Source organism: Sphingomonas yantingensis (assembly GCF_014199325.1).
Lineage (GTDB): Bacteria > Pseudomonadota > Alphaproteobacteria > Sphingomonadales > Sphingomonadaceae > Sphingomonas > Sphingomonas yantingensis.
In genome coordinates, this window is record NZ_JACIJJ010000001.1 from 507,323 (window position 1) to 532,541 (window position 25,219).

Annotated in this window: 30 protein-coding genes; 25 read left to right on the plus strand and 5 right to left on the minus strand. The window is 65.6% G+C overall.

Translation table 11 applies throughout. The features are described from left to right. Positions 1–658: 658 nt before the first annotated feature. Positions 659–1,141, minus strand: a complete 483-nt coding sequence (locus tag FHR19_RS02600; protein ID WP_184023924.1) for a hypothetical protein — start codon at positions 1,139–1,141, stop codon at positions 659–661. A 110-nt stretch (positions 1,142–1,251) separates the two neighbouring features. Further along, positions 1,252–1,464: a hypothetical protein gene (locus FHR19_RS02605; RefSeq protein WP_184023926.1), complete on the minus strand. Its 213-nt coding sequence runs from the start codon at positions 1,462–1,464 to the stop codon at positions 1,252–1,254. Positions 1,465–1,558: 94 nt separating this feature from the next. Here FHR19_RS02605 and FHR19_RS02610 point away from each other — a divergent pair, with 94 nt between their 5' ends. Beyond that, on the plus strand, positions 1,559–2,065 hold the full coding sequence (locus FHR19_RS02610) for an acyl carrier protein (RefSeq protein WP_184023928.1): 507 nt from the start codon (positions 1,559–1,561) through the stop codon (positions 2,063–2,065). Between the two features lie 82 nt (positions 2,066–2,147). Here the strand turns inward: FHR19_RS02610 and FHR19_RS17470 are convergent, their stop codons facing one another. Together FHR19_RS17470 and FHR19_RS02615 are read right to left on the minus strand one after the other, a co-directional pair. Next, positions 2,148–2,591, minus strand: coding sequence for a hypothetical protein (locus tag FHR19_RS17470; RefSeq protein WP_221228343.1), 444 nt, complete (start codon positions 2,589–2,591; stop codon positions 2,148–2,150). A gap of 74 nt (positions 2,592–2,665) precedes the next feature. After that, the gene (locus FHR19_RS02615) at positions 2,666–3,328 is read right to left on the minus strand and encodes a glycosyltransferase (RefSeq protein ID WP_246359262.1); all 663 of its coding nucleotides are present in this window, start codon (positions 3,326–3,328) and stop codon (positions 2,666–2,668) included. Positions 3,329–3,471: 143 nt separating this feature from the next. On the opposite strand from FHR19_RS02615, the gene FHR19_RS02620 reads away from it, so the two are divergent. The 3 genes from FHR19_RS02620 (at position 3,472) to FHR19_RS02630 (ending at position 6,899) form a co-directional block, all read left to right on the plus strand. Continuing rightward, positions 3,472–4,386, plus strand: coding sequence for a sulfite exporter TauE/SafE family protein (locus tag FHR19_RS02620; protein WP_184023931.1), 915 nt, complete (start codon positions 3,472–3,474; stop codon positions 4,384–4,386). Positions 4,387–4,421: 35 nt separating this feature from the next. Further along, positions 4,422–5,138, plus strand: a complete 717-nt coding sequence (locus FHR19_RS02625; protein WP_184025770.1) for a TIGR02186 family protein — start codon at positions 4,422–4,424, stop codon at positions 5,136–5,138. Between the two features lie 96 nt (positions 5,139–5,234). Further along, positions 5,235–6,899, plus strand: a complete 1,665-nt coding sequence (locus FHR19_RS02630) for an ATP-binding protein (RefSeq protein ID WP_425505923.1) — start codon at positions 5,235–5,237, stop codon at positions 6,897–6,899. A gap of 3 nt (positions 6,900–6,902) precedes the next feature. Here the strand turns inward: FHR19_RS02630 and FHR19_RS02635 are convergent, their stop codons facing one another. After that, complete coding sequence (locus FHR19_RS02635; RefSeq protein WP_425505924.1) at positions 6,903–7,391, minus strand: TlpA family protein disulfide reductase; 489 nt, start codon at positions 7,389–7,391, stop codon at positions 6,903–6,905. Positions 7,392–7,543: 152 nt separating this feature from the next. Here FHR19_RS02635 and FHR19_RS02640 point away from each other — a divergent pair, with 152 nt between their 5' ends. From FHR19_RS02640 to nuoL, 21 genes are all read left to right on the plus strand, one after another. Beyond that, complete coding sequence (locus tag FHR19_RS02640; RefSeq protein WP_184023945.1) at positions 7,544–8,449, plus strand: fructose bisphosphate aldolase; 906 nt, start codon at positions 7,544–7,546, stop codon at positions 8,447–8,449. A gap of 52 nt (positions 8,450–8,501) precedes the next feature. Further along, positions 8,502–9,188, plus strand: coding sequence for a thiamine phosphate synthase (gene thiE, locus FHR19_RS02645; RefSeq protein ID WP_184023947.1), 687 nt, complete (start codon positions 8,502–8,504; stop codon positions 9,186–9,188). A gap of 124 nt (positions 9,189–9,312) precedes the next feature. Then, positions 9,313–10,338 carry a L,D-transpeptidase family protein gene (locus tag FHR19_RS02650; protein ID WP_343053133.1) on the plus strand — a complete coding sequence of 342 codons (1,026 nt, stop codon included), beginning with the start codon at positions 9,313–9,315 and terminating at the stop codon, positions 10,336–10,338. Between the two features lie 4 nt (positions 10,339–10,342). Next, positions 10,343–10,981, plus strand: coding sequence for a peptidoglycan DD-metalloendopeptidase family protein (locus FHR19_RS02655; RefSeq protein WP_184023951.1), 639 nt, complete (start codon positions 10,343–10,345; stop codon positions 10,979–10,981). A gap of 37 nt (positions 10,982–11,018) precedes the next feature. Beyond that, on the plus strand, positions 11,019–11,582 hold the full coding sequence (gene efp / locus FHR19_RS02660) for an elongation factor P (RefSeq protein ID WP_184023953.1): 564 nt from the start codon (positions 11,019–11,021) through the stop codon (positions 11,580–11,582). A 50-nt stretch (positions 11,583–11,632) separates the two neighbouring features. Continuing rightward, positions 11,633–12,433 carry an inositol monophosphatase family protein gene (locus FHR19_RS02665; RefSeq protein ID WP_184023956.1) on the plus strand — a complete coding sequence of 267 codons (801 nt, stop codon included), beginning with the start codon at positions 11,633–11,635 and terminating at the stop codon, positions 12,431–12,433. A 112-nt stretch (positions 12,434–12,545) separates the two neighbouring features. Further along, entirely contained in the window at positions 12,546–12,920 is a 375-nt protein-coding gene (gene ndhC, locus FHR19_RS02670; RefSeq protein WP_184023959.1) for an NADH-quinone oxidoreductase subunit A, read from the plus strand. Continuing rightward, entirely contained in the window at positions 12,911–13,489 is a 579-nt protein-coding gene (locus FHR19_RS02675; protein ID WP_425505925.1) for a NuoB/complex I 20 kDa subunit family protein, read from the plus strand. The genes ndhC and FHR19_RS02675 overlap by 10 nt, the downstream gene beginning before the upstream one ends. Positions 13,490–13,491: 2 nt before the next feature. After that, complete coding sequence (locus tag FHR19_RS02680; protein WP_184023963.1) at positions 13,492–13,704, plus strand: hypothetical protein; 213 nt, start codon at positions 13,492–13,494, stop codon at positions 13,702–13,704. Then, a complete protein-coding gene (locus tag FHR19_RS02685) occupies positions 13,704–14,564 on the plus strand; it encodes an NADH-quinone oxidoreductase subunit C (RefSeq protein WP_184023967.1) in 861 nt (286 codons plus the stop codon). Before FHR19_RS02680 ends, FHR19_RS02685 begins: the two co-directional genes overlap by 1 nt. Further along, a complete protein-coding gene (locus tag FHR19_RS02690) occupies positions 14,564–15,799 on the plus strand; it encodes an NADH-quinone oxidoreductase subunit D (RefSeq protein ID WP_184023970.1) in 1,236 nt (411 codons plus the stop codon). The genes FHR19_RS02685 and FHR19_RS02690 overlap by 1 nt, the downstream gene beginning before the upstream one ends. Then, positions 15,799–16,467, plus strand: a complete 669-nt coding sequence (locus FHR19_RS02695) for a complex I 24 kDa subunit family protein (protein ID WP_184023973.1) — start codon at positions 15,799–15,801, stop codon at positions 16,465–16,467. Before FHR19_RS02690 ends, FHR19_RS02695 begins: the two co-directional genes overlap by 1 nt. Continuing rightward, on the plus strand, positions 16,464–16,622 hold the full coding sequence (locus FHR19_RS02700; RefSeq protein WP_184023975.1) for a hypothetical protein: 159 nt from the start codon (positions 16,464–16,466) through the stop codon (positions 16,620–16,622). Before FHR19_RS02695 ends, FHR19_RS02700 begins: the two co-directional genes overlap by 4 nt. A 3-nt stretch (positions 16,623–16,625) precedes the next feature. After that, the gene (nuoF, locus tag FHR19_RS02705) at positions 16,626–17,927 is read left to right on the plus strand and encodes an NADH-quinone oxidoreductase subunit NuoF (RefSeq protein ID WP_184023977.1); all 1,302 of its coding nucleotides are present in this window, start codon (positions 16,626–16,628) and stop codon (positions 17,925–17,927) included. Continuing rightward, positions 17,928–18,602, plus strand: coding sequence for a hypothetical protein (locus tag FHR19_RS02710; protein ID WP_184023979.1), 675 nt, complete (start codon positions 17,928–17,930; stop codon positions 18,600–18,602). It begins immediately after the preceding gene. Next, positions 18,602–20,608 carry an NADH-quinone oxidoreductase subunit NuoG gene (gene nuoG, locus FHR19_RS02715; protein WP_184023981.1) on the plus strand — a complete coding sequence of 669 codons (2,007 nt, stop codon included), beginning with the start codon at positions 18,602–18,604 and terminating at the stop codon, positions 20,606–20,608. The genes FHR19_RS02710 and nuoG overlap by 1 nt, the downstream gene beginning before the upstream one ends. Then, a complete protein-coding gene (gene nuoH / locus FHR19_RS02720) occupies positions 20,605–21,666 on the plus strand; it encodes an NADH-quinone oxidoreductase subunit NuoH (RefSeq protein WP_184023984.1) in 1,062 nt (353 codons plus the stop codon). Before nuoG ends, nuoH begins: the two co-directional genes overlap by 4 nt. Next, positions 21,663–22,148, plus strand: a complete 486-nt coding sequence (gene nuoI, locus FHR19_RS02725; RefSeq protein WP_184023988.1) for an NADH-quinone oxidoreductase subunit NuoI — start codon at positions 21,663–21,665, stop codon at positions 22,146–22,148. The genes nuoH and nuoI overlap by 4 nt, the downstream gene beginning before the upstream one ends. 90 nt (positions 22,149–22,238) lie before the next feature. Next, on the plus strand, positions 22,239–22,850 hold the full coding sequence (locus FHR19_RS02730; protein WP_184023991.1) for an NADH-quinone oxidoreductase subunit J: 612 nt from the start codon (positions 22,239–22,241) through the stop codon (positions 22,848–22,850). Further along, positions 22,847–23,152 (plus strand): NADH-quinone oxidoreductase subunit NuoK, encoded by a 306-nt coding sequence (gene nuoK / locus FHR19_RS02735; protein ID WP_184023994.1) that lies wholly within the window; start codon positions 22,847–22,849, stop codon positions 23,150–23,152. Before FHR19_RS02730 ends, nuoK begins: the two co-directional genes overlap by 4 nt. Positions 23,153–23,159: 7 nt before the next feature. Beyond that, complete coding sequence (gene nuoL / locus FHR19_RS02740; protein ID WP_184023997.1) at positions 23,160–25,217, plus strand: NADH-quinone oxidoreductase subunit L; 2,058 nt, start codon at positions 23,160–23,162, stop codon at positions 25,215–25,217. Positions 25,218–25,219 lie beyond the last annotated feature (2 nt).

The window sequence follows — 25,219 nt, forward strand, 5'->3', positions numbered from 1 at the left end:
ATTCCGAAACTACGCTGCCAGCCTATGGGCTTCAGCGAGTCATGAGCACAAGCGTGCGCTACGCACTCGTCGTAATTGCAGCGGGGGCGTCCGCTATGGGCAGGAAAGCTGGCTGTCCGCTTTGAGCTCGCGAGGGTAGAGAATAGACTGGGCCTGTCGTAAGCACGCACGATGTTTGACCCTCGTCGATTCAACGTCCGCGATGATTTGGGCAAGCTGCTATGCCCTGCATGCGGCTTTCCAGATTATGTGGTGACGGACGCCTATGACGACAGGGGCGGCATCCCTCTCGGAATCTGCCCGTGCTGCCTTTGGGAGCCGGGGTTCGATGATAATCCCGCCGCTTCGTCTTGCGCGCGGGATACGATTCTCGGCTCGATCCGAGCGTACCGCTCGGAGTGGCACGAGGCCTGCGCATGGAGAGGGCATGTTAGCGAAAGGCCAGCGCATTGGAATGCGTCGGCACAATTAGCTCATCTTTTTGCGACGGCACCTCACGTCCGCTAAAGCGCGACCACTGCTCTTTTGGACGTCCGCTTTTGGGCGAAGCCGTTATTCCGAAACTACGCTGCCAGCCTATGGGCTTCAGCGAGTCATGAGAACAAGCGTGCGCTACGCACTCGTCGTAGTTGCAGCGGGGGCGTCCGCTATGGGCAGGTTAGCTGCCGTTCGCTTCATCCGAATCATCTTTGATCCAGCCATCAAAGTAGTCCGTCTCGCCGAGAAGGTCGGGGCGTTCTTCGACCGTTGCGAGCTTCAGGTCGGAAGAGACTGGAGGTGCATCGTCATGACGCAGACAAAGTAGGGCTTGCCCATCGTACCCAAATGTAACGGTCCGGCAGGTCGCGATCGACCGAACGTCTCCACCGCCGCTCGTGTTTGGATCAACTGACTTTCGCAACCACTTGCGAAGAGCATCCTCCGTTTCGAGGCGAAAGACATGGGGAACCGCGATGTCCGCGTTGCAGATGCCGCCTGGCTCTTCACCAGGATTGGCCCAAACCACGGAATACTGAAAGCTGTCTCCTCCCCGCCGGAGGCACTCAAAGACGATCTCCGCAACGAGGTTTATCGCATCTGACGTCCGCTCGTCCGCAATCCCGAACGTCTTGAAGGGCGGGGCAATCTTATAAGCCTTCATGCTTCCGTTATGCCAAACGGACGCGATGTCCGCTATTGGGCGAAAGCGGAAAGGCCGCTTTTGGCCATCGCGCCGACCGGCCCTTTCGTCTGCTTCGGGCAGGAAAGCGGTCAAACGCTCCAGTGGCGAACTGTGATGGCGATCCCGGCGATAGCAAAGAGCGTCCACGAGCCTGCGAACGCCCAAAATATAGCTGGAGCCGCATCCCGGTTGGTATTCAAGCTCTTGTAATTGAACGGCATCTTGCCCGTTGCGAAGCCGATCACTAACGCGATAGCTGAGGCCAACGTCAGAAGTATCCCGCTCACGGCAGCTTCGTTCATGCCGTAAAGCTACCGGTCCCCGGCGACTCCCGCAATTGGGCGAAAGCGGAATGGTCGCTTTGCGGCATAGCGCAGCTCGGCCCAGGCGTCCGCTATGGGCAGGATTGCAGACATCCGCTGCAACGGTAAGAATGGTGTTGTGAGTGACAATCCATCAGCGATGGTCCGCAAGCTGCTGATCGAGGGACAAGGAGTGCCCGAGCGCAAGGTCACGCCTGACGCTCGGCTATTGCACGATCTTGGCGTCGACGGTGATGACGCTGGGGAAATATTTGAGGCTTTGCACGAGAGTTTCGGCACAGACTTCACAGAATTGAATCGTCAATGGCGCGTGTTCTTCAACACTGAAGGTTCGAGCCCACGAGCGGTCTTGATCGGTATCCCTGCCATCATCGTATGTGGTGGCGCAGCGGGCGCATTGGCAGCCGCGTTGCATTGGCCTTCGATTGTGGCGTGGGGATTAGCGATAGCGCTGCTCCTAGGTGGCGGGTGGTTGTTTTCGCGGCGGTTTGGTCGAGAATTGCGGCCTCTAACAGTCGCCGGGCTCGCGGAAATTGTTCAAGCAGGTCGCTGGCCATCTGATCCTGCTGATGTCCGGTAATGGGCGTAAGCAGCCCGTCCGCTTTCTGGCATCGCTCCAGGCGACCACGGCGTCCGCTTCGGGCAGGAAAGCAGACGTAAGCTCACCTGCTGTTATCAAGCTTCAACCTATGTAGGCTTGCCGTAGAGCCGCCGCATCCGGACGAAACATATCCGGAGACGAAGCTGACCCTGACGCTCGTTGGCCACAGCCGACCTTTCCTATCGTGACAAGGCTGTGCCGTGATCTCGATTACGTAGGAGAGGCGGTCCTCCTCCGCGAGCCCAGCGACGACGTATTCGCGCAGCAATTCTCCCGTTAAGCGCATTCCATCTGCCGCCACGTTGAGAGGCGGCACTGGTCCGTAATAATCGAGGCTACCCCTATCGACGCGTTCGCGAAGCCAGATCGAATTGGCGGTAATACGTAAGTCCCACCGGTCGCCGAAAGCTTTGTAGAGTATAGAGTCTGCATCTCTGGAGTCCGTCGTCGCGCAGGACGCGAGAAACCCCAGCGCTACTGTCACAATTCGCTTGGCTTTTTCCATTCCCTCCCTTCCTAAGGAGCAGCTTCGAACAGTCGGACAATGTCCGCAAATGGGCGGAAGCCGTCATCCCGAAACTACGCTGCCAGCCTATGGGCTTCGGCGAACTCGTCGGCATAGTGGCCGGCGACCAGCCGCGACCGCTGGTCGATCAGGGGGAGGACGGGAACCTGCACGACCGCGGCCCCCGCCTCCAGGTGATGGGCATAGACCGCCAGCTCGCCGCGATGCACCACATCCTCCGCATCGTGAAGGACAACCGCGCGGAACGCCCGCCCCTCCGCCGCCTCGTCCGCCAGCATCGCCCGCCAGATCGTGTTGAGACAGTCGGCCTTGGTCGTCGGCCCCGGCCGGTCCCCGATGACGAGGCGGATGCGGTCGTCGCGCGCGGCGACCTCGATCACCGCGTCGATCGTCGCGCGATCATTGGGATAGGCGCCGACATAGAGCCGCCAGCCCGGATCGCCTAGCCGCGCCGCCGCCGTGCGGAGCATGGCGCCGATGACCGCGCTTTCGTCCCAGGCGGCGACGAAGATCGCCAGCGGCTGCGCGGCGGGGGCTAGGTGGGCAAGCCGCGGCGTCTCGATCCGGGCGATACGCCGGCCCGCCAGACGGATCAGAAAGAGGAAGTCGACGAGGAAATCGTCCAGCCCGCCGATCGCGAAGCCGATCGCGGCGAACAGCATCGTTTCGTGCACGACAGCGCCGGTCAGCGGCAGCAGCCATTCGCTCGTCGTCAAGCGGTCTGCCCCCAAACCGATTCGGATGACGGAGCATTCCGCTGATACTAATTAATTACAAGTTCCGAAAAGCTTGGGGCCGCGGGTTTTCTTTGCCGCGGGGCTGGCCTAGCACGGCCGTACCCGCGTTCTGACGAGTGCCGATGGACCTTTATCTGCCGATCGCGAACCTGTCGGTGAACGCGCTGGTGATCGTCGCCCTGGGCTTCGGCGTCGGCTGGCTGTCGGGCATGTTCGGCGTCGGCGGCGGGTTCCTGACGACGCCGCTCCTGATCTTCTACGGTATCCCGCCGACCGTTGCCGCCGCGTCGGCCGCCAGCCAGGTGACGGGGGCGAGCGTGTCGGGCGTGTTCGCGCACGCGCGGCGAAAGGGCGTCGACTATCACATGGGTGGGGTGATGGTGGCGGGCGGTATCGTCGGCTCGCTGATCGGCGCGTGGCTGTTCGAGTTCCTGCGCGCGCGCGGGCTGATCGATACGGTGATCTCGATCCTCTATGTCTTCATGCTCGGTTCGATCGGCGGGCTGATGCTCAAGGAGTCGCTGGGCGCGGTGCGGGCCGGGCGGCGGGGACAGCAGGTGGCGGCGGCGCGGCGGCGGCATCATCCGCTGGTCGCGGCGCTCCCCTTTCGGTGGCGCTTCTATCGCTCGGGCCTCTACATCTCGCCGCTCGCGCCGCTGATCCTGGGGCTGGTGACGGGCATCCTGACGATGCTGCTGGGGGTGGGCGGCGGCTTCTTCATGGTGCCGGCGATGATCTATCTGCTCGGTATGGGGACCGCGGTGGTCGTCGGCACCAGCCTGTTCCAGATCCTGTTCACCACCGCCGCGGCGACGATGGTCCATGCCACGACGACGCGCGCGGTCGATATCGTGCTCGCGGTGCTCCTCCTGCTCGGCTCGGTCGCGGGCGCGCAGCTCGGCACGCGGTTCGCCGCGCGGCTGAAGCCCGAGCAGTTGCGGCTCGCGCTCGCGCTCATCGTGCTGGCGGTCGCGATCCGCATGGCGCTCGGCCTCGGCTGGCGGCCGGGCGAGCTCTATTCGGTCGAGATCGGGTGAGGCGCCTGCTCGCCCTGTTCCTCGCGCCGCTGCTGATGGCGCAGGCGGATGCGCCGAAGCTCGTCCCCGACGCATCGCAGCGCGAGATCGAGATCGCCTACAGCTTCACCGGCGCGGACCTCCTCCTGTTCGGGGCGATCCTCTATCCCGACGCGCGCGCGGCCGAGCGGCCCGCGGACATCGTCGTGGTGGTGAAGGGCCCGAGCCAGTCGGTGCTGATGCGCGAGAAGCAGAAGGTCGCCGGCATCTGGGTCAACGCCGACTCGATGCGCTATCGCTCGGCGCCGTCCTTCTACGCGATCGCCTCGTCCCGCCCGGTCGAGAGGATCGTCGATGCGCGGACGCGCGCGATCTACGAACTCGGGCTCGACAGCCTGCAACTCTCGCCGATCGGCAGCGAGCCGCAGACGGTGCAGGACCGTTTCGTTCGCGGGCTGGTCGAGATGCGCCGCCGCTCGGGCCTGTTCGTCGAGGCGCCGGGTGCGGTCGAGATCACCGGCGGCGTCCTCTATCGCGCGCGCATCGCCATTCCCGCGCGCGTGCCGGTCGGGCGCTTCACCGCCGAAACCTTCCTCATCCGCGACGGGCGCGTGCTGGCGGCGGCGGTACGCGATATCGAGATCCGCAAATCGGGGTTCGAGCGGTTCGTGGCGGCCGCGGCGCAGAACCATGCGATCGTCTACGGCCTGATCGCGGTGTTCGTCTCCGTCGCGTTCGGCTGGGGTGCGGGGGCGCTCGGCCGGCGGTTCTAAAGGAGCCTGTGCCGCGCTCCGAACGTCACCAACGTTATATTTACCTCCGCTTTGGTATCGCTTTCACGTGATATGGACGGCGAAGGCCCCTTGCCCATGATGGACGCGACGCGAACGCATGCTTTCGAGCAGGCCCTGCCTGCCGGTGGCGGCGCATCGGCGCTGACCGCGCCGCCGATCGGCATCGTCACCGAAATTTCGGGCGCGAGCAGCCGCGTGACCTTCGACCGCCGCGCGCTCGACGCGATGCGCAGTCACGCCGACGAAACGCTGGCCGCCGCCGGCCAGGTCGGCAGCCTCGTCAAGATCCGCGTCGGCACCACCTGGCTCGTCGCCAGCGTGCGCGCGCTCAAGCTCACCGAGGACGGTCACGCCGACATCACCGCGCAGATCGATTTTCTGGGCGAGGGCGAGGAGGAGAGGCTGACGGGCAAGCTCTATCGCTTCCGCCGCGGCGTCACCCGCTATCCGACGCCGGGGGCAGAGGTGCTGCCGGTATCGACCGATGACATGCGTCAGGTCTATCAGACCGACGACCGCGCCAATGTGAAGATCGGCAACGTCTATCCGACGAGAGACATTCGCGCCGCGCTCTACATCGATGCGATGCTCGGCAAGCATTTCGCGCTGCTGGGCTCGACCGGCACCGGCAAGTCGACCAGCGCCGCACTGATCCTCCACCGCATCTGCGAAGCCGCGCCGCAGGGCCATATCGTCATGATCGACCCGCACGGCGAATATGGCGCGGCGTTCGCGACGCGCGGCGCCATTTACGACGTCGGCAACCTCGCCATGCCCTATTGGCTGATGAACTTCGAAGAGCATTGCGAAGTGTTCATAACCGGGACCGGCTCTCAGCGGCAGATGGACGCCGACATCCTCGCCAAGTGCCTGCTTGCCGCGCGCGGCAAGAATCGTCTCGCCACCGACGTGAAGCTCACCGTCGACTCGCCGATCCCGTATCTCCTCAGCGACCTGACGACCCAGATCACGCAGGAAATGGGCAAGATGGACCGGGCGGGCGACACCACGCCCTATCTTCGCCTGAAATCGAAGATCGAAGAGGTCAAGAACGACCCGCGCTATACCTTCATGTTCAACGGGATGCTCGTCGCCGATACGATGGCGACGTTCCTCGCCCGGATGTTCCGCCTGCCGGCTGAAGGCAAGCCGATCGCGATCATCGACGTGTCGGGCGTGCCGAGCGAGATCACCAGCGTCGTCGTCGCGGTGCTGAGCCGCATGGTCTTCGACTATGCGATCTGGTCGCGCGGGGAGCAGGTGCGCCCGATCCTCCTCGTCTGCGAGGAAGCGCACCGCTACGTCCCCAACGAGCGCAATGCGGACGGGTCGTCGGTCGGCCGCATCCTGAGCCGCATCGCCAAGGAAGGGCGCAAATACGGCGTATCGCTGGGCCTCATCACCCAGCGTCCGTCCGATCTTGCCGAGGGCGTGCTGTCGCAGTGCGGCACGATCATCGCGATGCGCCTGAACAACGACCGCGACCAGGCCTATGTCCGCGCCGCCATGCCGGAGGGCGCGCGCGGGTTCCTCGATGCGATTCCCGCGCTGCGCAACCGCGAGTGCATCATCTGCGGTGAGGGTGTGGCGACGCCCATCCGCGTGCTGTTCGACGATCTCGAGGAAACGCTGCGGCCGGCCTCTGCCGACCCGTCGTTCAGCGAGCTGTGGAAGAAGGGCGGCGGCGAGGACGCCTCGCTCCAGCGCACGATCAAGCGGTGGCGCAGCCAGCGGGCGTGAGCATCAGCTTGCGGGTTCCTTGAGCAGCGGGATCAGTTCGCGATTGAGGTCGTCGAGCTCGAACGCCGCGGCTTTGGCGTAGCGGATGCGCCCGGCGCGATCGATGATGTAGTTGGTGGGTACCGCGCCGAGCGTGCCGTAGTTTCCCTTGAAGCTCTTGACCGCAGGCATCTTCATCGCCGCGAACAGCGCCTTCAGCTTGAACAGCGGCACCGAATCCTCGGTCGTGATCGCATAGGCGCGCAGCCCCGCATCCCTGCGCAGCGAATAATAGCGGTCGAGGAGCGGCAGCTCCGCGCGGCACGGCGCGCACCACGTCGCCCAATAGTTGAGCACGACGACATGGCCGCGAAGTTCGTCGGAGCTGACTTCGGTGCCGTCGACCAGCTTCATGCGAAAGGGCGGGGCAATATCCCCGACCTTTGGCGGCGGCGGCATCGCCGCGCTTGCCAGCATCCAGCCCGCACCGACCAGCGCGATCAGCCGCTTCATCATCACCCGGTCCCCCTCTTCCCTGTCGGTACAGGCTGACCGGACAGCCGGTTCCGGTCAAACGGATATCGATCGGCGCTCGGGCATTGCCCCTGCGCGGCGCAGTCGGTATGCGGCGCAGCATACGTATGCAGAAGCTCAGGGGATCGACGATGGACAAAGCCGAGATGACCGCGCGGATCGAACGGGGCGACGGGTTCATCGCCGCGCTGGACCAGTCGGGCGGCTCCACGCCCAAGGCGCTGGCGGGCTACGGCATTGAGGACGGCGCCTGGGACGGCGACGAGGCGATGTTCGCGCTCATCCACGACATGCGCGCGCGAATCATCACCGCGCCCTCGTTCAATGGCGACAAGGTGCTGGGCGCGATCCTGTTCGAGCGGACGATGGACGGTGAGGTGGCGGGCAAGCCCACCCCGGCGGCGCTGATCGAGCGCGGCGTCGTCCCCTTCATCAAGATCGACAAGGGGCTGGAGGCCGAGGCGGACGGCGTGCAACTGATGAAGCCGATCGACGGCCTCGACGCGCTCCTTTCGCGTGCCGCCGGCCTCGGCGTGTTCGGGACCAAGGAGCGCTCGGTCATCAACTTCGCCAACGAGGCGGGCATCGCCGCGGTGGTGCTCCAGCAGTTCGAGGTGGCGCGTCAGGTCCTCGCCGCGGGCCTCGTGCCGATCATCGAGCCGGAAGTGAACATCAAGAGCGCCGAGCGCGGGCAGGCCGACCGCATCCTCAAGGCCGAACTGCTGAAGGCGCTCGACGCGATGCCCGGCGACGATCGGGTGATGCTGAAACTGTCGATCCCCGAGGAAGCCGGGCTGTTCGACGCACTGGTCGACCACCCCCGCGTGCTGCGCGTCGTCGCGCTGTCGGGCGGCTTCGCCCGTGCCGAGGCATGCGCCGAACTGGCGAAGAACCGCGGCATGATCGCCAGCTTCAGCCGCGCGCTCCTCTCCGACCTGCGCCACCAGATGACCGACGACGAGTTCGACGCGGCGCTGGGCGAGGCGATCGACGACATCCACGCCGCATCGACCAAGAAGGTCGCGCTGGCGGCGTGACGACTCGGCTACCCGCTTGGCAGCGAGGCTGCCGAGCGGGTAGGGCGCGACGATGACCGATTTCGACGACGATCCGCTCGGCCCGCTCGACCCCGATTTCGCCGCGCAGTTCAAGCGCGACGATCGCCGCCCGCCGTGCCAGCTCTACCTCATCTCGCCGCTGGAGGTCGGGGGCGACTTTCCCGACCGGCTCGAGCGGGCGCTCGCCGCCGGCCCGGTCGCGGCGTTCCAGTTCCGGGTAAAGGGGATCGACCAGCATAAGGCGGCGGCGCTTGCCGAACCGCTCCAGCGCATCTGCGCCGCCCATGAGGTCGCGTTCATCGTTAACGATTCGATCAGCCTCGCCAAGCGCCTTGGCGCCGACGGTGTGCATTTGGGGCAGGGCGACGGCGATGTGGCGGAGGCGCGGGCGGCGCTCGGCCCCTCGGCACAGATCGGCGTCACCTGTCACGACAGCCGCCACCTGGCGATGGAAGCGGGCGAGGCGGGGGCCGATTACGTCGCGTTCGGCGCCTTCTACGACACCACCACCAAGCCCGTCAGCCATCGGCCGGAGCCGGTGATCCTCTCCTGGTGGTCTGCGCTGTTCGAGGTGCCGTGCGTCGCGATCGGCGGGATCACGTCCGAGAACGCCCGCCCGCTGGTCGAGGCGGGGGCCGATTTCCTCGCGGTCTCGGGCGCGGTCTGGCAGGACGACGAGGCGGCGGCGGTCAGGGCGTTCGCGACACTGCTCGCCTGACGCGGCTGTAAAACCGTTCATGCAACAAAGCTGATTTCTACTCGTTCGATTCGGCCTTGGAGGAGGCGAGTCGCGTATGGAACATCGGGATCGGGCGCTCTTGGGCGCAATCGGGTTGGCAACCGTGACGGCGACCGCCTTGGGCTTCGCCGGCATTCCCAAAGCCGACGCACAGGCGCCGAAGGCGGAACCGCAGCAGCAGGCACAGCCGGCACGCGCGCCAACCGCCGATCCCAGGATCGACCTCGCGACGCTGAAGGCGCAGGTGATCCTGTCGAAGCTCGGCTTCTCGTCGGGGTTGCTCGACGGGAAGAACAGCGCCGCGTTCAAGGGCGCGATCCGGGGTTTCCAGGAAAGTCGCGGGCTGGGGCCGACGGGCAGGCTCGATGCGCCGACGCTCGCCGCGCTGAAGCGGTACGACGCGGCGGAGCCGACCAAGACGATCACGCTCGCACCGCAGATGATCGCCGGGCCGTTCATCAACCCGACGCCCAAGGATTATGCCGACCAGTCGAAGTTGCCCGGCCTTTACTACCGCTCCCCGCTGGAGAAGCTGGCGGAGATGTTCCACACCTCGCCCGAGGTGCTGGTGGCGCTCAACAGCCGCGAGACGCCGTTGAAGGCGGGGCAGCAGATCGTCGTGCCGAACGCGCTGCCGTCGTCGCGCGCATATGACATCGACGATGCGACGTGGAAGCAGACCGTCGCCTATCTCAACGTCGATGCGCAGCAGCCCAAGGCCGACCATGTCGTCGTCGACGAGAGCGAGGGCGTCCTCAAGGTCATGGACGGACAGGACCGCGTGATCGCGCAGTTCCCCGCGACGATGGGGTCGGCGCAGTTTCCGCTGCCGATCGGCGAATGGACGATCAAGGGCGCTGCCTACAACCCCGACTGGAAGTTCCAGCCCGAACTGATCGCCGGGTCGAAACCGGGTGCGAAGGAAGCGGTGGTGCCGCCGGGGCCGAACAATCCGGTCGGCGTCGTCTGGATGGACCTGTCCAAGCCGCACTACGGCATCCACGGCACGCCCGAGCCGCAGAATATCGGCAAGACCGAAAGCAATGGTTGCATCCGCCTGACCAACTGGGATGCCGCGCGTCTGGCGCTGATGGTCAAGCCCGGCACCAAGGCGCTGTTCCGGAAATAGGCCGGTGCCGCGGCTCTTCTGGGGTATTCTGGCGCTGATCGTCGTCGGGGCTGCGATCTTCGCCTCGATGCTGCGCTTCGACGGACCGCCAGCCCCCGCCCCGGAAGTGGCACGACGAGTCGCAGCGGTGCCGAATGCGCCGCCCGCCCCGTCATCGGGCGAGCGCATCCGCTGGCGGGGCGGGTTGCTGACCGTGCCCGTCGCCGGGGTCGCGCGATCGGCGATCGCGTCGAGCTGGGGCGATCCGCGCGGCGGTGGCACCCGTCTGCACCGCGGCAACGACATTCTCGCGCCCGGCGGCACCCCCGTGCTGGCGGCGGCGGACGGGGTGGTCGAGAAGGTCTTCTTCAGCAACGGCGGCGGTGGCAACACGCTCTACGTCCGCTCGCCCGATGGGCGCTGGAGCTATTACTATGCGCACCTCGCCGGCTATGCGCCCGGGATCGCTGAGGGAATGCGCGTGCGCGCGGGCCAGCCGATCGCGACGGTGGGCGATACCGGCAATGCCGGGCCGGGCAACACGCACCTCCATTTCGGGCTGTCGGCGATGGCACCGGGCGAACGCTGGTATCAGGGGCGCGCGGTCGACCCGACGCCGCTGCTGACCGGCGCCTCCCTTGCCGATCCCGCCGCTCGCCGCTAAGGCGCGGCCACTCAGCTCTTTCCAACAGGTCGAAGTCATGAAGATCAGCGGCGTGGACATCCGTCCCGGCAACATCATCGAGTATGAAGGCGGCATCTGGCGTGCGGTGAAGATCCAGCACACCCAGCCCGGCAAGGGCGGCGCCTATATGCAGGTCGAGATGAAGAACCTGATCGACGGGCGCAAGACCAATGTCCGCTTCCGCTCGGCCGAGACCGTGGAGCGCGTGCGCCTTGACACCAAGGACTTCCAGTTCCTGTTCGCCGAGGGTGATACGCTGACCTTCATGGACAAGGACAATTACGAGCAGATCACGCTCGAAAAGGACGTGCTGGGCGACGCCGCCGAGTTCCTGCAGGACGGCATGGACGTCGTTATGGAACTGCATGACGAGCGCCCGATCAGCGTCCAGCTGCCCGACACGGTCGAGGCGACGATCGTCGAGGCCGATGCGGTGGTGAAGGGGCAGACCGCCTCGTCCAGCTACAAGCCCGCGATCCTCGACAACGGCGTCCGCGTGATGGTGCCGCCGCATATTTCGAGCGGCACGCGCATCGTCGTCGACGTGTACGAGCGCACCTACGTCCGCCGCGCGGACTGATTTCAAATCGCTCCTCCTCGCTTCCGCCGGGGAGGGGAGGAGTTAAGCCCATGTCTGCCCAATCCGGCCTCATCACCGTCATGGAGCGCGCCGCCCGCAAGGCGGCGCCGCGCCTTCGCCGCGACTTCAACGAGGTCCAGCACCTTCAGGTGTCGAAGAAGGGCCCGGCCGATTTCGTGTCGATGGCCGACCAGCGCGCCGAGCGCACGCTCTATGACGAGCTTCTGAAGGCGCGCCCCGACTGGGGCTTCGTTATGGAAGAGGGCGGGGTGATCGAGGGCGATCCGGAGAAGCCGCGCTGGATCATCGATCCGCTCGACGGGACGACCAACTTCCTCCACGGCATCCCGCATTTCGCGATCTCGATCGCCGTCGAGGATCCGCGCTCGGGCATCACGCACGGCCTCATCTATCAGCCGCTCACCGACGAGAGCTTCTGGGCCGAGAAGGGCCGGGGCGCGTGGCTGACCGGCCAGCGCCTGCGCGTATCGGCGCGGCGCGACCTCAACGACGCGATCATCGCGACGGGCATCCCGTTCCTGGGGCACGGCAACTTCCCCGAATGGACGCGCATCTTCGGCGCGATCGCGCCGGAAGTGGCGGGCATCCGTCGGCTGGGTTCGGCTGCGCTCGACCTCGCTTGGGTCGCGGCGGGCCGCTTCGATGGTTTCTGGGAAAGCGGGCTCAACATCTGGGACGTGGCGGCGGGCTATCTGATCGTCAAGGAGGCCGGCGGCTACGTCACCGACTATCGCGGCGCCGACCAGCCGATCGAGAAGCGTCAGGTGCTTGCCGCCAACGACGTCCTTCATTCGAAGCTTCACAAGCTGGCGGCGGGCGCGCTGCGCTGACGAACGGCGGGCGGGTCAGTTGAGATTCATTCTCACTGCCCGCCGCCTTGCCGGTCTCCGTTCATCGGCCTAGAAGCGCGCCCAAACCCCTGCTGCAACCGCGAGATGGCCCTTGGTCGACCTGTCGCAATATCTGCCGATTCTGATGTTTCTGGGCGTGGCCCTGATCCTGTCGTCGGCGTTCGTGTTCCTGCCGATGATCGCGGCGCGCTTTACCGGCGCGCACAAGCCGACGCCGGAGAAGCTGACCGAATATGAGTGCGGTTTTCCCGCGTTCGAGGATTCGCGCAGCCAGTTCGACGTGCGATTTTATCTGGTCGCGATCCTGTTCATCGTCTTCGATCTCGAGGCGGCGTTCCTATATCCGTGGGCAGTGAGCGTGTTCGACCTGGGCTGGGTGGCCTGGTCCTCGATGATGATCTTCATCGCCGAACTCGCGCTCGGCCTTGTCTATGCCTGGAAGAAGGGAGCTCTCGATTGGGAGTAGAGTTCAACCCCGCGCATCCCGCCAACCCGAATGCCGTCGGCCTGGTCGGCGGCGGGCAGGCAGTGACGCCCCCGGACCAGCAGTTTTTCAGCGACCTGAACGGTGAGCTGACCGACAAGGGATTCCTCGTCACCACGACCGAGGACCTGTTCACTTGGGCGCGCACCGGCTCGCTGTGGTGGATGACGTTCGGCCTTGCCTGCTGTGCGGTCGAGATGATCCACGTCAACATGCCGCGCTACGACATGGAGCGGTTCGGCGCCGCGCCGCGCGCGTCCCCGCGTCAGTCGGACGTGATGATCGTCGCGGGTACGCTCTGCAACAAGATGGCCCCGGCGCTTCGCCGCGTCTACGACCAGATGTCGGAGCCCAAATACGTCATTTCGATGGGCTCGTGTGCCAATGGCGGCGGCTATTATCATTACAGCTACAGCGTCGTGCGCGGCTGCGACCGGATCGTGCCCGTGGACATCTATGTCCCCGGCTGTCCGCCGACCGCGGAGGCGCTGCTCTACGGTGTGATGCAGTTGCAGCGGAAGATCCGCCGCATCGGGACGATCGAGCGATGAATATGGAAGCAGCGCCGCGTCGGCGCCTCCTTGTGGCCCTGCTGGTCGCGTTCGGCTTTGCCTCTGGCCCGCTTGTCACGCTTGTGCGTGATGTCGCCGCCAACGGGATCGGCGCGTATCTGCCGATGCTGGGCATCATGGCCGGTTTCGTCGGCGCGACCGGCGTCGTGGGTCTCGCTGCCGCGCTGCTGCGCCTGCGCACCGAGGTTGTGTGATGAAGGCGCCTGCCCCCCGCTATGCCGTGAACGACGGCGTGATCGACGTTGCGACCGCGGCGATCGGTGCTGCGCTGATCGAATCGCAGGACAAGGTCGGTGAGGTGACGCTGACCGTCACCCGCGACGGCCTGATCGGCGCGATGACGGCGCTGCGCGATACGCCCGGCCTCGAATATCAGCAGCTGATGGAGATCGCCGGCGTCGACTATCCGGAGCGCGAGGAGCGCTTCGACGTCTGCTATCACCTGCTCAGCGTTACCCGGAACCATCGCCTGCGCGTCCGCGTGACCGCGAGCGAGGAGACGCCGGTGCCCAGCGTGACGGGCCTGTGGCCGGTCGCCAACTGGCTGGAGCGCGAGGTTTACGACATGTTCGGCGTGCTGTTCGACGGGCACCCGGACCTGCGCCGCATCCTGACCGACTATGGTTTCCGCGGGCATCCGTTCCGCAAGGACTTCCCGCTGACCGGCTTCGTCGAGCTGCGTTATTCGGAAGAGGCCAAGCGCGTCGTCTATGAGCCGGTGAAGCTGGCCCAGGACTTTCGCAATTTCGAGTTCATGAGCCCGTGGGAGGGCGCGCAATACGTGCTGCCCGGCGACGAGAAGGCGGCAGCCGCTGCCCCCGCCGCGCCGCCGCCCGCCAAGCCCGAGGCCAAGGGCGCGCCGACGCCGCTCGACGCCGACCGGATCGTGCGCGCCGACGATGCCAAGGCGCCCGGCCCGCAGGCGACCGAAGCGAAGGTGACCGAGACCCCCGCCGATACCGGTGCGGGCAAGGCCGATCCGGGGAACAAGGCGAGCGAGAAGCCCGCCGATCCCGATGTCGTTCCCTCGAAGGACGGGGGTCAGAACCAGTAATGACCGACACCACCACCCAGTTGATGGACGCGCCCGGCCAGTCGCCCGAAAGCGCCGGCGACGTCGCGATCCAGAACTACACGATCAATTTCGGCCCGCAGCATCCCGCGGCGCACGGCGTGCTTCGCCTCGTCATGGAGATGGACGGCGAGGTGATCGAGCGGATCGATCCGCATGTCGGCCTGCTCCACCGCGGCACCGAGAAGCTGTGCGAGTACAAGACGTACACGCAGGCGCTGCCGTACATGGACCGGCTCGACTATTGCTCGCCGCTTTGCATGGAGCACAGCTTCGTGCTGGCGGTCGAGAAGCTGCTCGACCTCGAAGTGCCGATCCGCGCCCAGTATCTGCGCGTATTCTTCGCCGAGCTGACGCGCATCTGCAATCACATGCTCAACCTGGGCAGCCACGTCATGGACGTCGGCGCGATGACGCCGAACCTGTGGATGTTCGAGATCCGCGAAGACTGCATGGGCTTTTTCGAGCGCATGTCGGGCGCGCGGATGCACCACAACTACCTGCGGCCGGGCGGCGTGCATCAGGACGTGCCGCTCAAGCTCCTGACCGACATCGCCGACTGGCTCGACACTCGCCTGCCGCAACTGTTCGGCGACGCGATCAGCCTGGTGGCCGAGAACCGCATCTTCAAGCAGCGCAACGTCGATATCGCGATCGTTTCGCGCGAGGATGCGCTGAAGTGGGGCTTCTCCGGCCCGATGATCCGCGCCGCCGGCCTGCCGTGGGACCTGCGCAAGTCGCAGCCCTATGACGTCTATGACCGGATGGAGTTCGACGTGCCCGTCGGCACGCGCGGCGACTGCTATGACCGATTTATGGTCCGCGTCGAGGAAGTGTGGCAGTCGGCGCGCATCATGAAGCAGTGCCTCAACGAGATGCCGGAGGGGCCGATCGCCTCGATGGATCGCAAGGTGGTGCCGCCCAAGCGCGCGGAAATGAAGCGGTCGATGGAAGCGCTCATCCACCACTTCAAGCTCTATACCGAGGGCTTCCACGTCCCCGCGGGCGAAGTCTATGTCGCGACCGAGAGCCCCAAGGGCGAGTTCGGCATCTACATGGTCTCCGACGGGTCGAACAAACCCTATCGCGTGAAGATCCGGCCGACCGCGTTCAGCCATCTCCAGGCGATGGACTTTATGAGCCGCGGGCACATGCTCGCCGACACCACCGCCATTCTGGGCGCGATGGACATCGTGTTCGGGGAGTGTGACCGCTGATGGCCGACGCAGCACCCATTCTCGACGAGGCGGAAGTCCGTGCGCGCTGGGGCGCGTTCGCCTGGAACGAGGCGAATGCGGCCAAGGCCAAGGAAATCGTTGGTCGCTATCCCGCGGGTCGCCAGATGTCGGCGACGCTCCCGCTCCTCGACCTCGCCCAGCGGCAGGTGGGGGCGGAAACGCAGACTCAGGGCTGGCTGCCGGTGCCGGTGATCGAATATGTCGCGAGCTATCTCGACATGCCGTACATCCGCGTGCTCGAGGTCGCGACCTTCTACACCATGTACAACATGGCGCCGGTCGGCCGCTATCACGTGCAGGTGTGCGGCACGACGCCGTGTATGCTGCGGGGGTCGGACGACGTGCTGGCGGCGTGCAAGAACCAAGGCCTCGTCAAAGGCAAGACGACGCCCGACGGCCTGTTCACGCTGACCGAGGTCGAGTGCATGGGCAATTGCGCCAATGCGCCGATGGTTCAGATCAACGACGACAATTTCGAGGATCTCGACTACGACAAGACCGTCGCGATCCTGTCGGCGCTGGCGAACGGCGAAACGCCCAAGCCCGGTCCGCAGAACGGTCGCCACACGTCGGAGCCCCAGGGCGGGCCGACCACGCTGACCGAAATGGTCGACGCCAACCACGACTATCGGGGCGAGTGGGCGTGAACCTGCTCGTCGCCATCGCCGTTTTCGTCGCCGCGATCTTCGTGCTCGTGGCGCTGTTGAAGGTCGCGTTCAGCCTGATCGTCGTCGGGCTGAGCCTCGCGCTGGCGGTGGCGGGTTATTTTCTGGCTGAAAAGCTGATTGGACAGGGACGCTGAGCCGTGCTCGCTGACAAGGACCGCATCTTCACCAACGTCTATGGTTTCCAGCCGTGGAACGTCGACGCGGCGATGAAACGCGGCGATTGGGACAATACCAAGGCGCTGCTGGAGCTGGGCCAGGATACGATCATCGATCGGATCAAGGCATCGGGCCTGCGCGGCCGGGGCGGTGCGGGCTTCCCCACCGGCATGAAGTGGAGCTTCATGCCGAAGAATCCGACGCCCGAGCGTCCCAGCTTCCTCGTCATCAACGCCGACGAATCCGAGCCGGGGTCGTGCAAGGACCGCGAGATCATCCGCCACGATCCGCACAAGCTGATCGAGGGCGCGCTGGTCGCCGGCTTCGCGATGCGCGCGCGTGCCGCCTACATCTACATCCGCGGCGAATATATCCGCGAGGCCGAGGTGCTGTTCGCCGCGATCGCCGAGGCGTACGACAAGGGCTTCATCGGCAAGAACGCTTGCGGGTCGGGCTACGACTTCGACGTCTTCTGCCATCGCGGTGCGGGCGCTTACATCTGCGGTGAAGAGACCGCGATGCTCGAGAGCCTGGAGGGCAAGAAGGGCCAGCCGCGGCTGAAGCCCCCGTTCCCGGCGGGTGCGGGCCTCTATGGCTGCCCGACCACGGTCAACAACGTCGAATCGATCGCGGTCGCGCCGACGATCCTTCGCCGCGGGCCGGAATGGTTCTCGAGCTTCGGGCGCGAGAACAACAAGGGCACGAAACTCTTCCAGATTTCGGGCCACGTCGAAAAGCCGTGCGTGGTCGAGGAATCGATGTCGATCCCGTTCCGCGAGCTGATCGAGAAGCATTGCGGCGGCATCCGCGGCGGGTGGGACAATCTCCTCGCGGTGATTCCCGGCGGCTCGTCGGTCCCGCTCGTCCCCGCGGCGCAGATCATGGACGCGCCAATGGACTTCGACGGGCTGAAGGAAGTGGGCTCGGGCCTCGGCACCGCGGCGATCATCGTCATGGACAAGTCGACCGATATCGTCCGCGCGATCAGCCGCATCAGCTATTTCTACAAGCATGAGAGCTGCGGCCAGTGCACGCCGTGCCGCGAGGGTACCGGTTGGATGTGGCGCGTGATGGAGCGGATGCGCACCGGCGACGCCGACATTTCCGAGATCGACACGCTCTACCAGGTGACCAAGCAGGTCGAGGGCCACACGATCTGCGCGCTCGGCGATGCCGCGGCATGGCCGATCCAGGGCCTGATCCGCCACTTCCGCCCCGAAATGGAGCGGCGGATCTTGGAGAAGCAGGGCCACGGCGCGTCGTATCAGGAAGCGGCGGAGTAAATGGCAGCCGCGCTCGCCTTGTCGATGCTGATCGCCGTGGCTGCGCCGCAGGCGCAGGCGTCGTCGCGCCTGTCGCTGAAGACGGCGCGGATCCCGACCGGCAGCATGCCCCCGGCCGCGCGGGCGCGGATCACGCTCGAAAGCTTCGCCCGCTGTGTGCTGCAGCGAAATCCGAAGGGGGTTGAGCGGGCGCTGGCCATGCCGATGTCGAGCGCGGGACAACAGGCCGTGGCCGCGCTGGCGACGAACGAGTGCATGGGCACGTCGGGTGATTATGACAGCAGTCGATTGTCGCTCAATGCCCGTCTGCTGCGCGGTGCGCTATACGCCGAGCTGGTCCGCCGCCGCGTCGACCTCGACACGGCGCCGCCGGCCGAGACGCCCGACCTGACGCTGGGCGCCTCGCCCGACGACGCGGCTGCGCAGCGCCACGTCGCGCTCGTCCGGTTTGGAGACTGCATCCTGCGCCGCGATCCTAAAACGGCGATCCATTTCGTGCGCGAGAACGCCGAAACCGACGCCGAGGCGAAGGACGTGGCCGCGCTGGTGCCGTCGATGGGAGCCTGCGTCGATCAGGGGGCTAAGGTCGAGCTCAGCAAGCCGATCGTCGAGGCAGCGGTCGCCGAGGCCATCTATCTCAATACCAATGCCGCACGTGCGGCCGGAAACAGCTGATGCCTAAACTGAAAGTCGACGGGATCGAGGTCGAGGTGCCGCAGGGGGCCACGGTGCTCCAGGCGTGCGAAGCGGCGGGGAAGGAGATTCCCCGTTTCTGCTATCACGAGCGGCTGTCGATCGCCGGCAATTGCCGCATGTGCCTGGTCGAGGTGAAGCCCGGGCCGCCCAAGCCGCAGGCGTCGTGCGCGCTGCCTGCCGCCGACAATCAGGAAGTGCGCACGGACTCGGCGATGGTGAAGGCCGCGCGCGAGGGGGTGATGGAGTTCCTGCTCATCAACCACCCGCTCGACTGCCCGATCTGCGACCAGGGCGGCGAATGCGACCTGCAGGACCAGACCATGGCCTATGGTCGCGGCGCCACGCGCTATACCGAGAACAAGCGCGCGGTGACCGAGAAATATATGGGTCCGATCGTCAAGACGGTCATGACCCGCTGCATCCAGTGCACGCGCTGCGTCCGCTTCGCCGAAGAGGTCGCGGGCGTGGAGGAAATCGGCGCGATCTATCGCGGCGAGAACATGCAGATCACGAGCTATCTCGAAAAGGCGGTGTCGAGCGAACTTTCCGGCAATGTCGTCGACCTGTGCCCGGTGGGTGCGCTGACGTCGAAGCCCTATGCGTTCAACGCGCGGCCGTGGGAGCTCAAGAAGACGCTCGGCATCGACGTGATGGATGCGGTCGGGACCAACATCCGCATCGACAGCCGCGGGCGTCAGGTCCTGCGCGTCCTGCCCCGCGTCAACGAGGACGTGAACGAGGAATGGGCGCACGACAAGACGCGCCACCATGTCGACGGCCTCGTCCGCCGGCGCCTCGACAAGCCCTATATCCGCAAGGACGGCAAGCTGACGCCCGCGACCTGGGACGAGGCGTTCGCCGCGATCGCCGCGATTGCGTCGGGCGCCGGTTCGTCGGTCGCCGCGATCGCGGGGGACATGGTCGATTGCGAGACGATGTTCGCCGCGAAGAAGCTGGTCGAGGGCTTCGGCTCGTCGCTGCTCGAGGGGCGGCAGACGGGCATGGCCTATGACGTGACCAACCTCGGCGCGGTCGCGTTCAACACGACGATCGCTGGGGTCGAGGAGGCCGACGCGATCCTGCTGGTGGGCTCGAACCTTCGCTGGGAGGCGCCGCTCATCAACACGCGCGTTCGCAAGGCGATCAAGAAGGGCGCGAAGGTCTTCGCCATCGGGCCGGAAACCGACCTGACCTACAAGGCGACGTGGCTCGGCGATGACCTGTCGCTGCTTGCCAAGCTGCCAGACGAGGCGGCGGACGTGTTCGCCGGCGCTGCCAAGCCGATGATCGTGGTCGGGCCGGGCGCGCTCAAGAACGGCCACGGCGCGGCGCTGGCGCTCGCCAAGTCGCTGAACGTGGTGCGCGACGGCTGGAACGGCTTCAACGTCGTCCACACCGCCGCGGCACGGATGGGCGCGCTGATGCTCGGCTATGCGCAGGCGGGCGGTATCGCCGACATCGTCGCGGCCAGCCCGAAGCTGACCTTCTTCCTCGGCGCCGACGAAGTCGATTTCTCGGCCTTCGAGAACAGCTTCAAGGTCTATGTCGGCCATCATGGCGACAAGGGCGCGCATCACGCCGACGTGATCCTGCCGGCCGCGACCTATGCCGAGAAGCCCGGCACCTATGTCAATCTCGAGGGGCGCGTGCAGTTCAGCGAGCGGGCGGTGTTCGCCCCCGGCGAGGCGCGCGACGACTGGACGATCCTGCGCGCGCTGTCCGACGTGATCGGCCGCCCGCTGCCGTTCGACGATTTCGCGGGCCTGCGCCGTGCGATGATCGCCGAGGTGCCGGCGCTGGGGCGCGAGGGGCTGGCCGGTTATGACTGGAACCCGCCGGCGATCGATGCCAAGGGCGAGGGGACGGTGACCTATCCGGTCGCCGACTTCTATCTCACCAACGCCATTTGCCGCGCGAGCCCGACGATGCAGCGCTGCTCGGCCGAACTGGTCCATGGCGAAGCATTCGCGGAGGCGGCGGAATGACGTCCTTCTTCCAATCATTGGGCCTGTCGTTCGAGGGGGCCTGGGCCGTCTCGACGATCGCCGGCATCCTCCTGATCGCCTTCCCCGTCATGCTGGCGGTGGCGATGATCATCTACGCCGATCGCAAGATCTGGGCGGCGATGGCGCTGCGCCGCGGGCCGAACGTGGTGGGGCCGTTCGGCCTGCTCCAGTCGTTTGCCGACGGCCTGAAGGTCTTTCTTCAGGAAACGATCATTCCGACCGGCGCGAACAAGGGGCTGTTCCTCCTTGCGCCGATCATCACCTTTACCGTCGCGCTGATCGTGTGGGCGGTGGTGCCGTTCGATGTTGGCGTGGTGCTCGCCGACATCAATGTCGGGCTGCTCTACGTGCTCGCCGCCTCGTCGCTCGGCGTTTACGGCGTGATCCTTGCGGGCTGGGCATCGAACTCGAAGTATCCGTTCTACTCGGCGATCCGCGCAGCGGCGCAGATGGTGAGCTATGAGGTCGCGATTGGCTTCGTGCTCGTGTCGATCGTGCTCTGGGCGGGCAGCTTCAACCTGACGACGATCGTCGAGGCGCAGAAGAACGTCTGGGGGCTGTCGTTCCTGCCCATCAACGGCTTCGGATTCAATCCGCTGCTGTTCCCGATGGCGGTGGTGTTCTTCATCTCGGCGCTGGCGGAGACCGCGCGCGCGCCGTTCGACCTGACCGAGGCGGAGTCGGAGCTCGTCGCGGGCTATCAGACCGAATATTCGTCGATGGCCTTCGCGCTCTACTGGCTGGGTGAGTATGCCAACGTCATCCTGATGTGCATGCTGAATGCCGTCCTGTTCTGGGGTGGCTATCTGCCGCCGTTCGACTGGGCGCCGCTCTACATGGTCCCCGGCATCATCTGGCTGTTCGCCAAGGCGTTCTTCTTCTTCTTCCTGTTCAGCTGGGTGAAGGCGACGGTCCCGCGCTATCGCTACGACCAGCTGATGCGGCTGGGCTGGAAGGTGTTCCTGCCCTTGAGCCTCACCTTCGTGTTCCTCGTGTCGGGCTTCCTGATGCTGACGCGATATGGAGTTCCGGCATGAGCATCGCTCAGACCCTCAAGTCGTTCGCGCTGGCCGAGTTCGTCTCGGCCCATCTCCTGACGCTGAAGTACTTCTTCAAGCCGAAGGCGACGATCAACTATCCTTACGAGAAGAACCCGATCTCGCCCCGCTTCCGCGGCGAACATGCGCTGCGCCGTTATCCCAATGGCGAGGAGCGCTGCATCGCGTGCAAGCTGTGCGAGGCGGTGTGCCCGGCACAGGCGATCACGATCGAGGCCGAGCCGCGCGACGACGGCAGCCGCCGCACGACGCGCTACGATATCGACATGACCAAGTGCATCTATTGCGGGCTGTGCCAGGAGGCGTGCCCCGTCGATGCAGTGGTCGAGGGGCCAAATTTCGAGTTCTCGACCGAAACGCGCGAAGAGCTGATCTATCACAAGGACAAGCTGCTCGCGAACGGCGACCGCTGGGAGCGCGCGATCGCCGCGAACCTTGCCGCCGACGCCCCGTATCGCTAAGCGGCGCGGGCATAAGGGGCCGACCATGATTCACTACCACGCCGCGTTGCGCGCTTGCGCGATCGCGGTTGCAAGCCGGGAGGCGTTCGCTTGATCCAGGCCGTCGCCTTCTACCTGTTCGCGGCCATCGTCGTCCTGTCGGCGGCGATGGTGATTACCGCGCGCAACCCGGTGCATTCGGTGCTGTGGCTGATTCTGGCGTTCTTCAACGCCGCCGGCCTCATGGTGCTGGTCGGTGCCGAGTTCATCGCGATGCTGCTCGTCATCGTCTATGTCGGCGCGGTCGCGGTCCTGTTCCTTTTCGTCGTCATGATGCTCGACATCGACTTCGCCGAGCTGCGTGCGGGCTTCGTCAAGTATCTGCCGATCGGCGTGGTGCTGGCGGTGGGCCTCGCGGCCGAAATCCTGATCGGCGTCGGCGCATGGTCGGCGGGCGGCATCGAGCTGTCGACGCGCATCGCGCCAATCGACGCCGCGGTGCCGAACATCGAGGCAATCGGCCGGCTGCTTTACACGCGCTATCTGCTGGTGTTCGAGGGGGCGGGCCTCGTCCTCCTTGTCGCGATGATCGGCGCGATCGTGCTGACGCACCGCGAGCGGACCGGCGTCATCAAGCAGAACATCGCCCGCCAGGTCGCGCGCCGCTCGAAGGACGCGATCCGCAAGGTCAACCAGCCGGTGGGTCAGGGGGTCGAGCTGTGATCGGGCTGCATCATTATCTGACCGTCGGCGCGATCCTGTTCGCGCTGGGCGTCATGGGGATCTTCCTCAATCGCAAGAACCTGATCGTCATCCTGATGGCGATCGAACTCATCCTGCTGGCGGTCAACATCAACCTCGTCGCCTTTTCCGCCTTCCTCGGCGATCTGGTGGGGCAGGTGTTCGCGATGTTCGTGCTGACCGTCGCGGCGGGTGAGGCGGCGATCGGGCTTGCCATCCTCGTCATCTACTTCCGTGGCCGCGGCAATATCGCGGTCGACGACGCCAACCGGATGAAGGGGTAACCATCTGGTGATCCAGGCAATCGTCTTCCTGCCGCTCATCGCCGCGATCGTTGCGGGGCTGGGCAATCGCGCGATCGGCAATGTCGCCGCCAAGTCGGTGACGACCGGCGCGCTCCTTATCGCGTGCCTTCTTTCCTGGCCGATCTTCCTCGGCTTCCTGTCGGGCAATCGCGCGGCCGAGGTCGTTCACGTCCTCGACTTTATTAAGTCGGGCGGCATGGATGCGGCCTGGGCGCTGCGCGTCGATACGCTGACCGCGATCATGCTGGTGGTCATCACCACCGTCTCGGCGCTGGTCCACCTGTATAGCTGGGGCTATATGGCGGAGGATCCCGATCAGCCGCGCTTCTTCGCGTATCTGTCGCTGTTCACCTTCGCGATGCTGATGCTGGTGACCGCCGACAACCTGATCCAGATGTTCTTCGGATGGGAGGGCGTCGGCCTCGCCAGCTATCTGCTGATCGGCTTCTGGTACAAGAAGCCGTCGGCACAGGCGGCGGCGATCAAGGCGTTCGTCGTCAACCGCGTCGGCGACCTCGGCTTCATGCTCGGCATCTTCGGCACGTATCTCGTCTTCAACACCATCTCGATCCCGGCGATCCTCGAAGCCGCCCCCACGATGGCCGGCTCGACGATCGGCTTCCTCGGCTATCGCCTCGACACGATGACGGTGCTCTGCCTCCTTCTGTTCGTCGGCGCGATGGGCAAGTCGGCACAGCTTGGCCTCCACACCTGGCTGCCCGACGCGATGGAGGGGCCGACCCCGGTGTCGGCGCTGATCCACGCCGCGACGATGGTCACCGCGGGCGTGTTCATGGTCTGCCGCCTGTCGCCCATGTTCGAGGTGTCGCCGACCGCGCTCACCGTCGTCACCGGCGTCGGCGCCGCGACCTGCATCTTCGCCGCGACGATCGGCACGGTGCAGACCGACATCAAGCGTGTCATCGCCTATTCGACCTGTTCGCAGCTCGGCTACATGTTCTTCGCCGCGGGCGTTGGTGCGTACGGCGCGGCGATGTTCCACCTGTTCACCCACGCCTTCTTCAAGGCGCTCTTGTTCCTCGGTGCCGGGTCGGTCATCCATGCGATGCATCACGAGCAGGACATGCGCTTCTATGGTGGCCTGCGCCGTCACATCCCGATCACCTTCTGGACGATGATGGCGGGTACGCTGGCGATTACGGGCGTGGGTTTCGCGGGCGTCGGCTTTGCGGGCTATCACTCGAAGGATGCGATTCTCGAAGTCGCTTGGGCATCGGGTAGCGGGCAGGGCGCGTTCTGGGTCGGCACGTTCGCCGCGCTGCTGACGAGCTTCTATTCGTGGCGGCTCATGTTCCTCACCTTCTGGGGCAAGCCGCGGTGGGCCGGCTCGGAGCATATCCAGCACGCGGCGCATGGCGACCATCACCATGACGCGCCGGCGGACGAGGATGCGGGCCATGCGTCTGCCCATGCTCACGCCGCGCACGGCCATGACGATCACGGCCATGCGCATGACGACGGCACCGCGGGCTATCACCCGCACGAGAGTCCGCTGGTCATGCTCGCGCCGCTGCTCGTGCTGACGCTGGGCGCGGTGGGTGCCGGCTTCGCCTTCCACCACGCCTTCCTCGAGGAGGCCGGCTTCTGGAAGGGCGCGATCTTCTACAACCAGCATCTGATGCACGCGATGCACGAGGTGCCGGCGCTGGTGAAGTACGCCGCGACGATCGTGATGGCGCTCGGCCTGCTGACCGCGATCTACGCCTATCTTCTCCGCCCGACCTTCCCCGCGAAGTTCGTCGAGCAGTTCCGCGTGCTGCACCGGTTCCTCATGCACAAATGGTATTTCGACGAGCTTTACGACCTCCTCTTCGTCAAGCCCGCCTTCGCCTTCGGCCGCCTGTTCTGGAAGGCCGGGGACGAGGGGACGATCGATCGCTTCGGCCCCAACGGGTCGGCGGCGCTGGTCGCGATGGGCAGCCGGGTCGCCGGGCGCGTCCAGTCGGGATATGTATACAGCTATGCCTTCGTCATGCTGATCGGGCTTACCGCCGCGGTCACCTGGGCCATTGCGGGGCGCTGAGA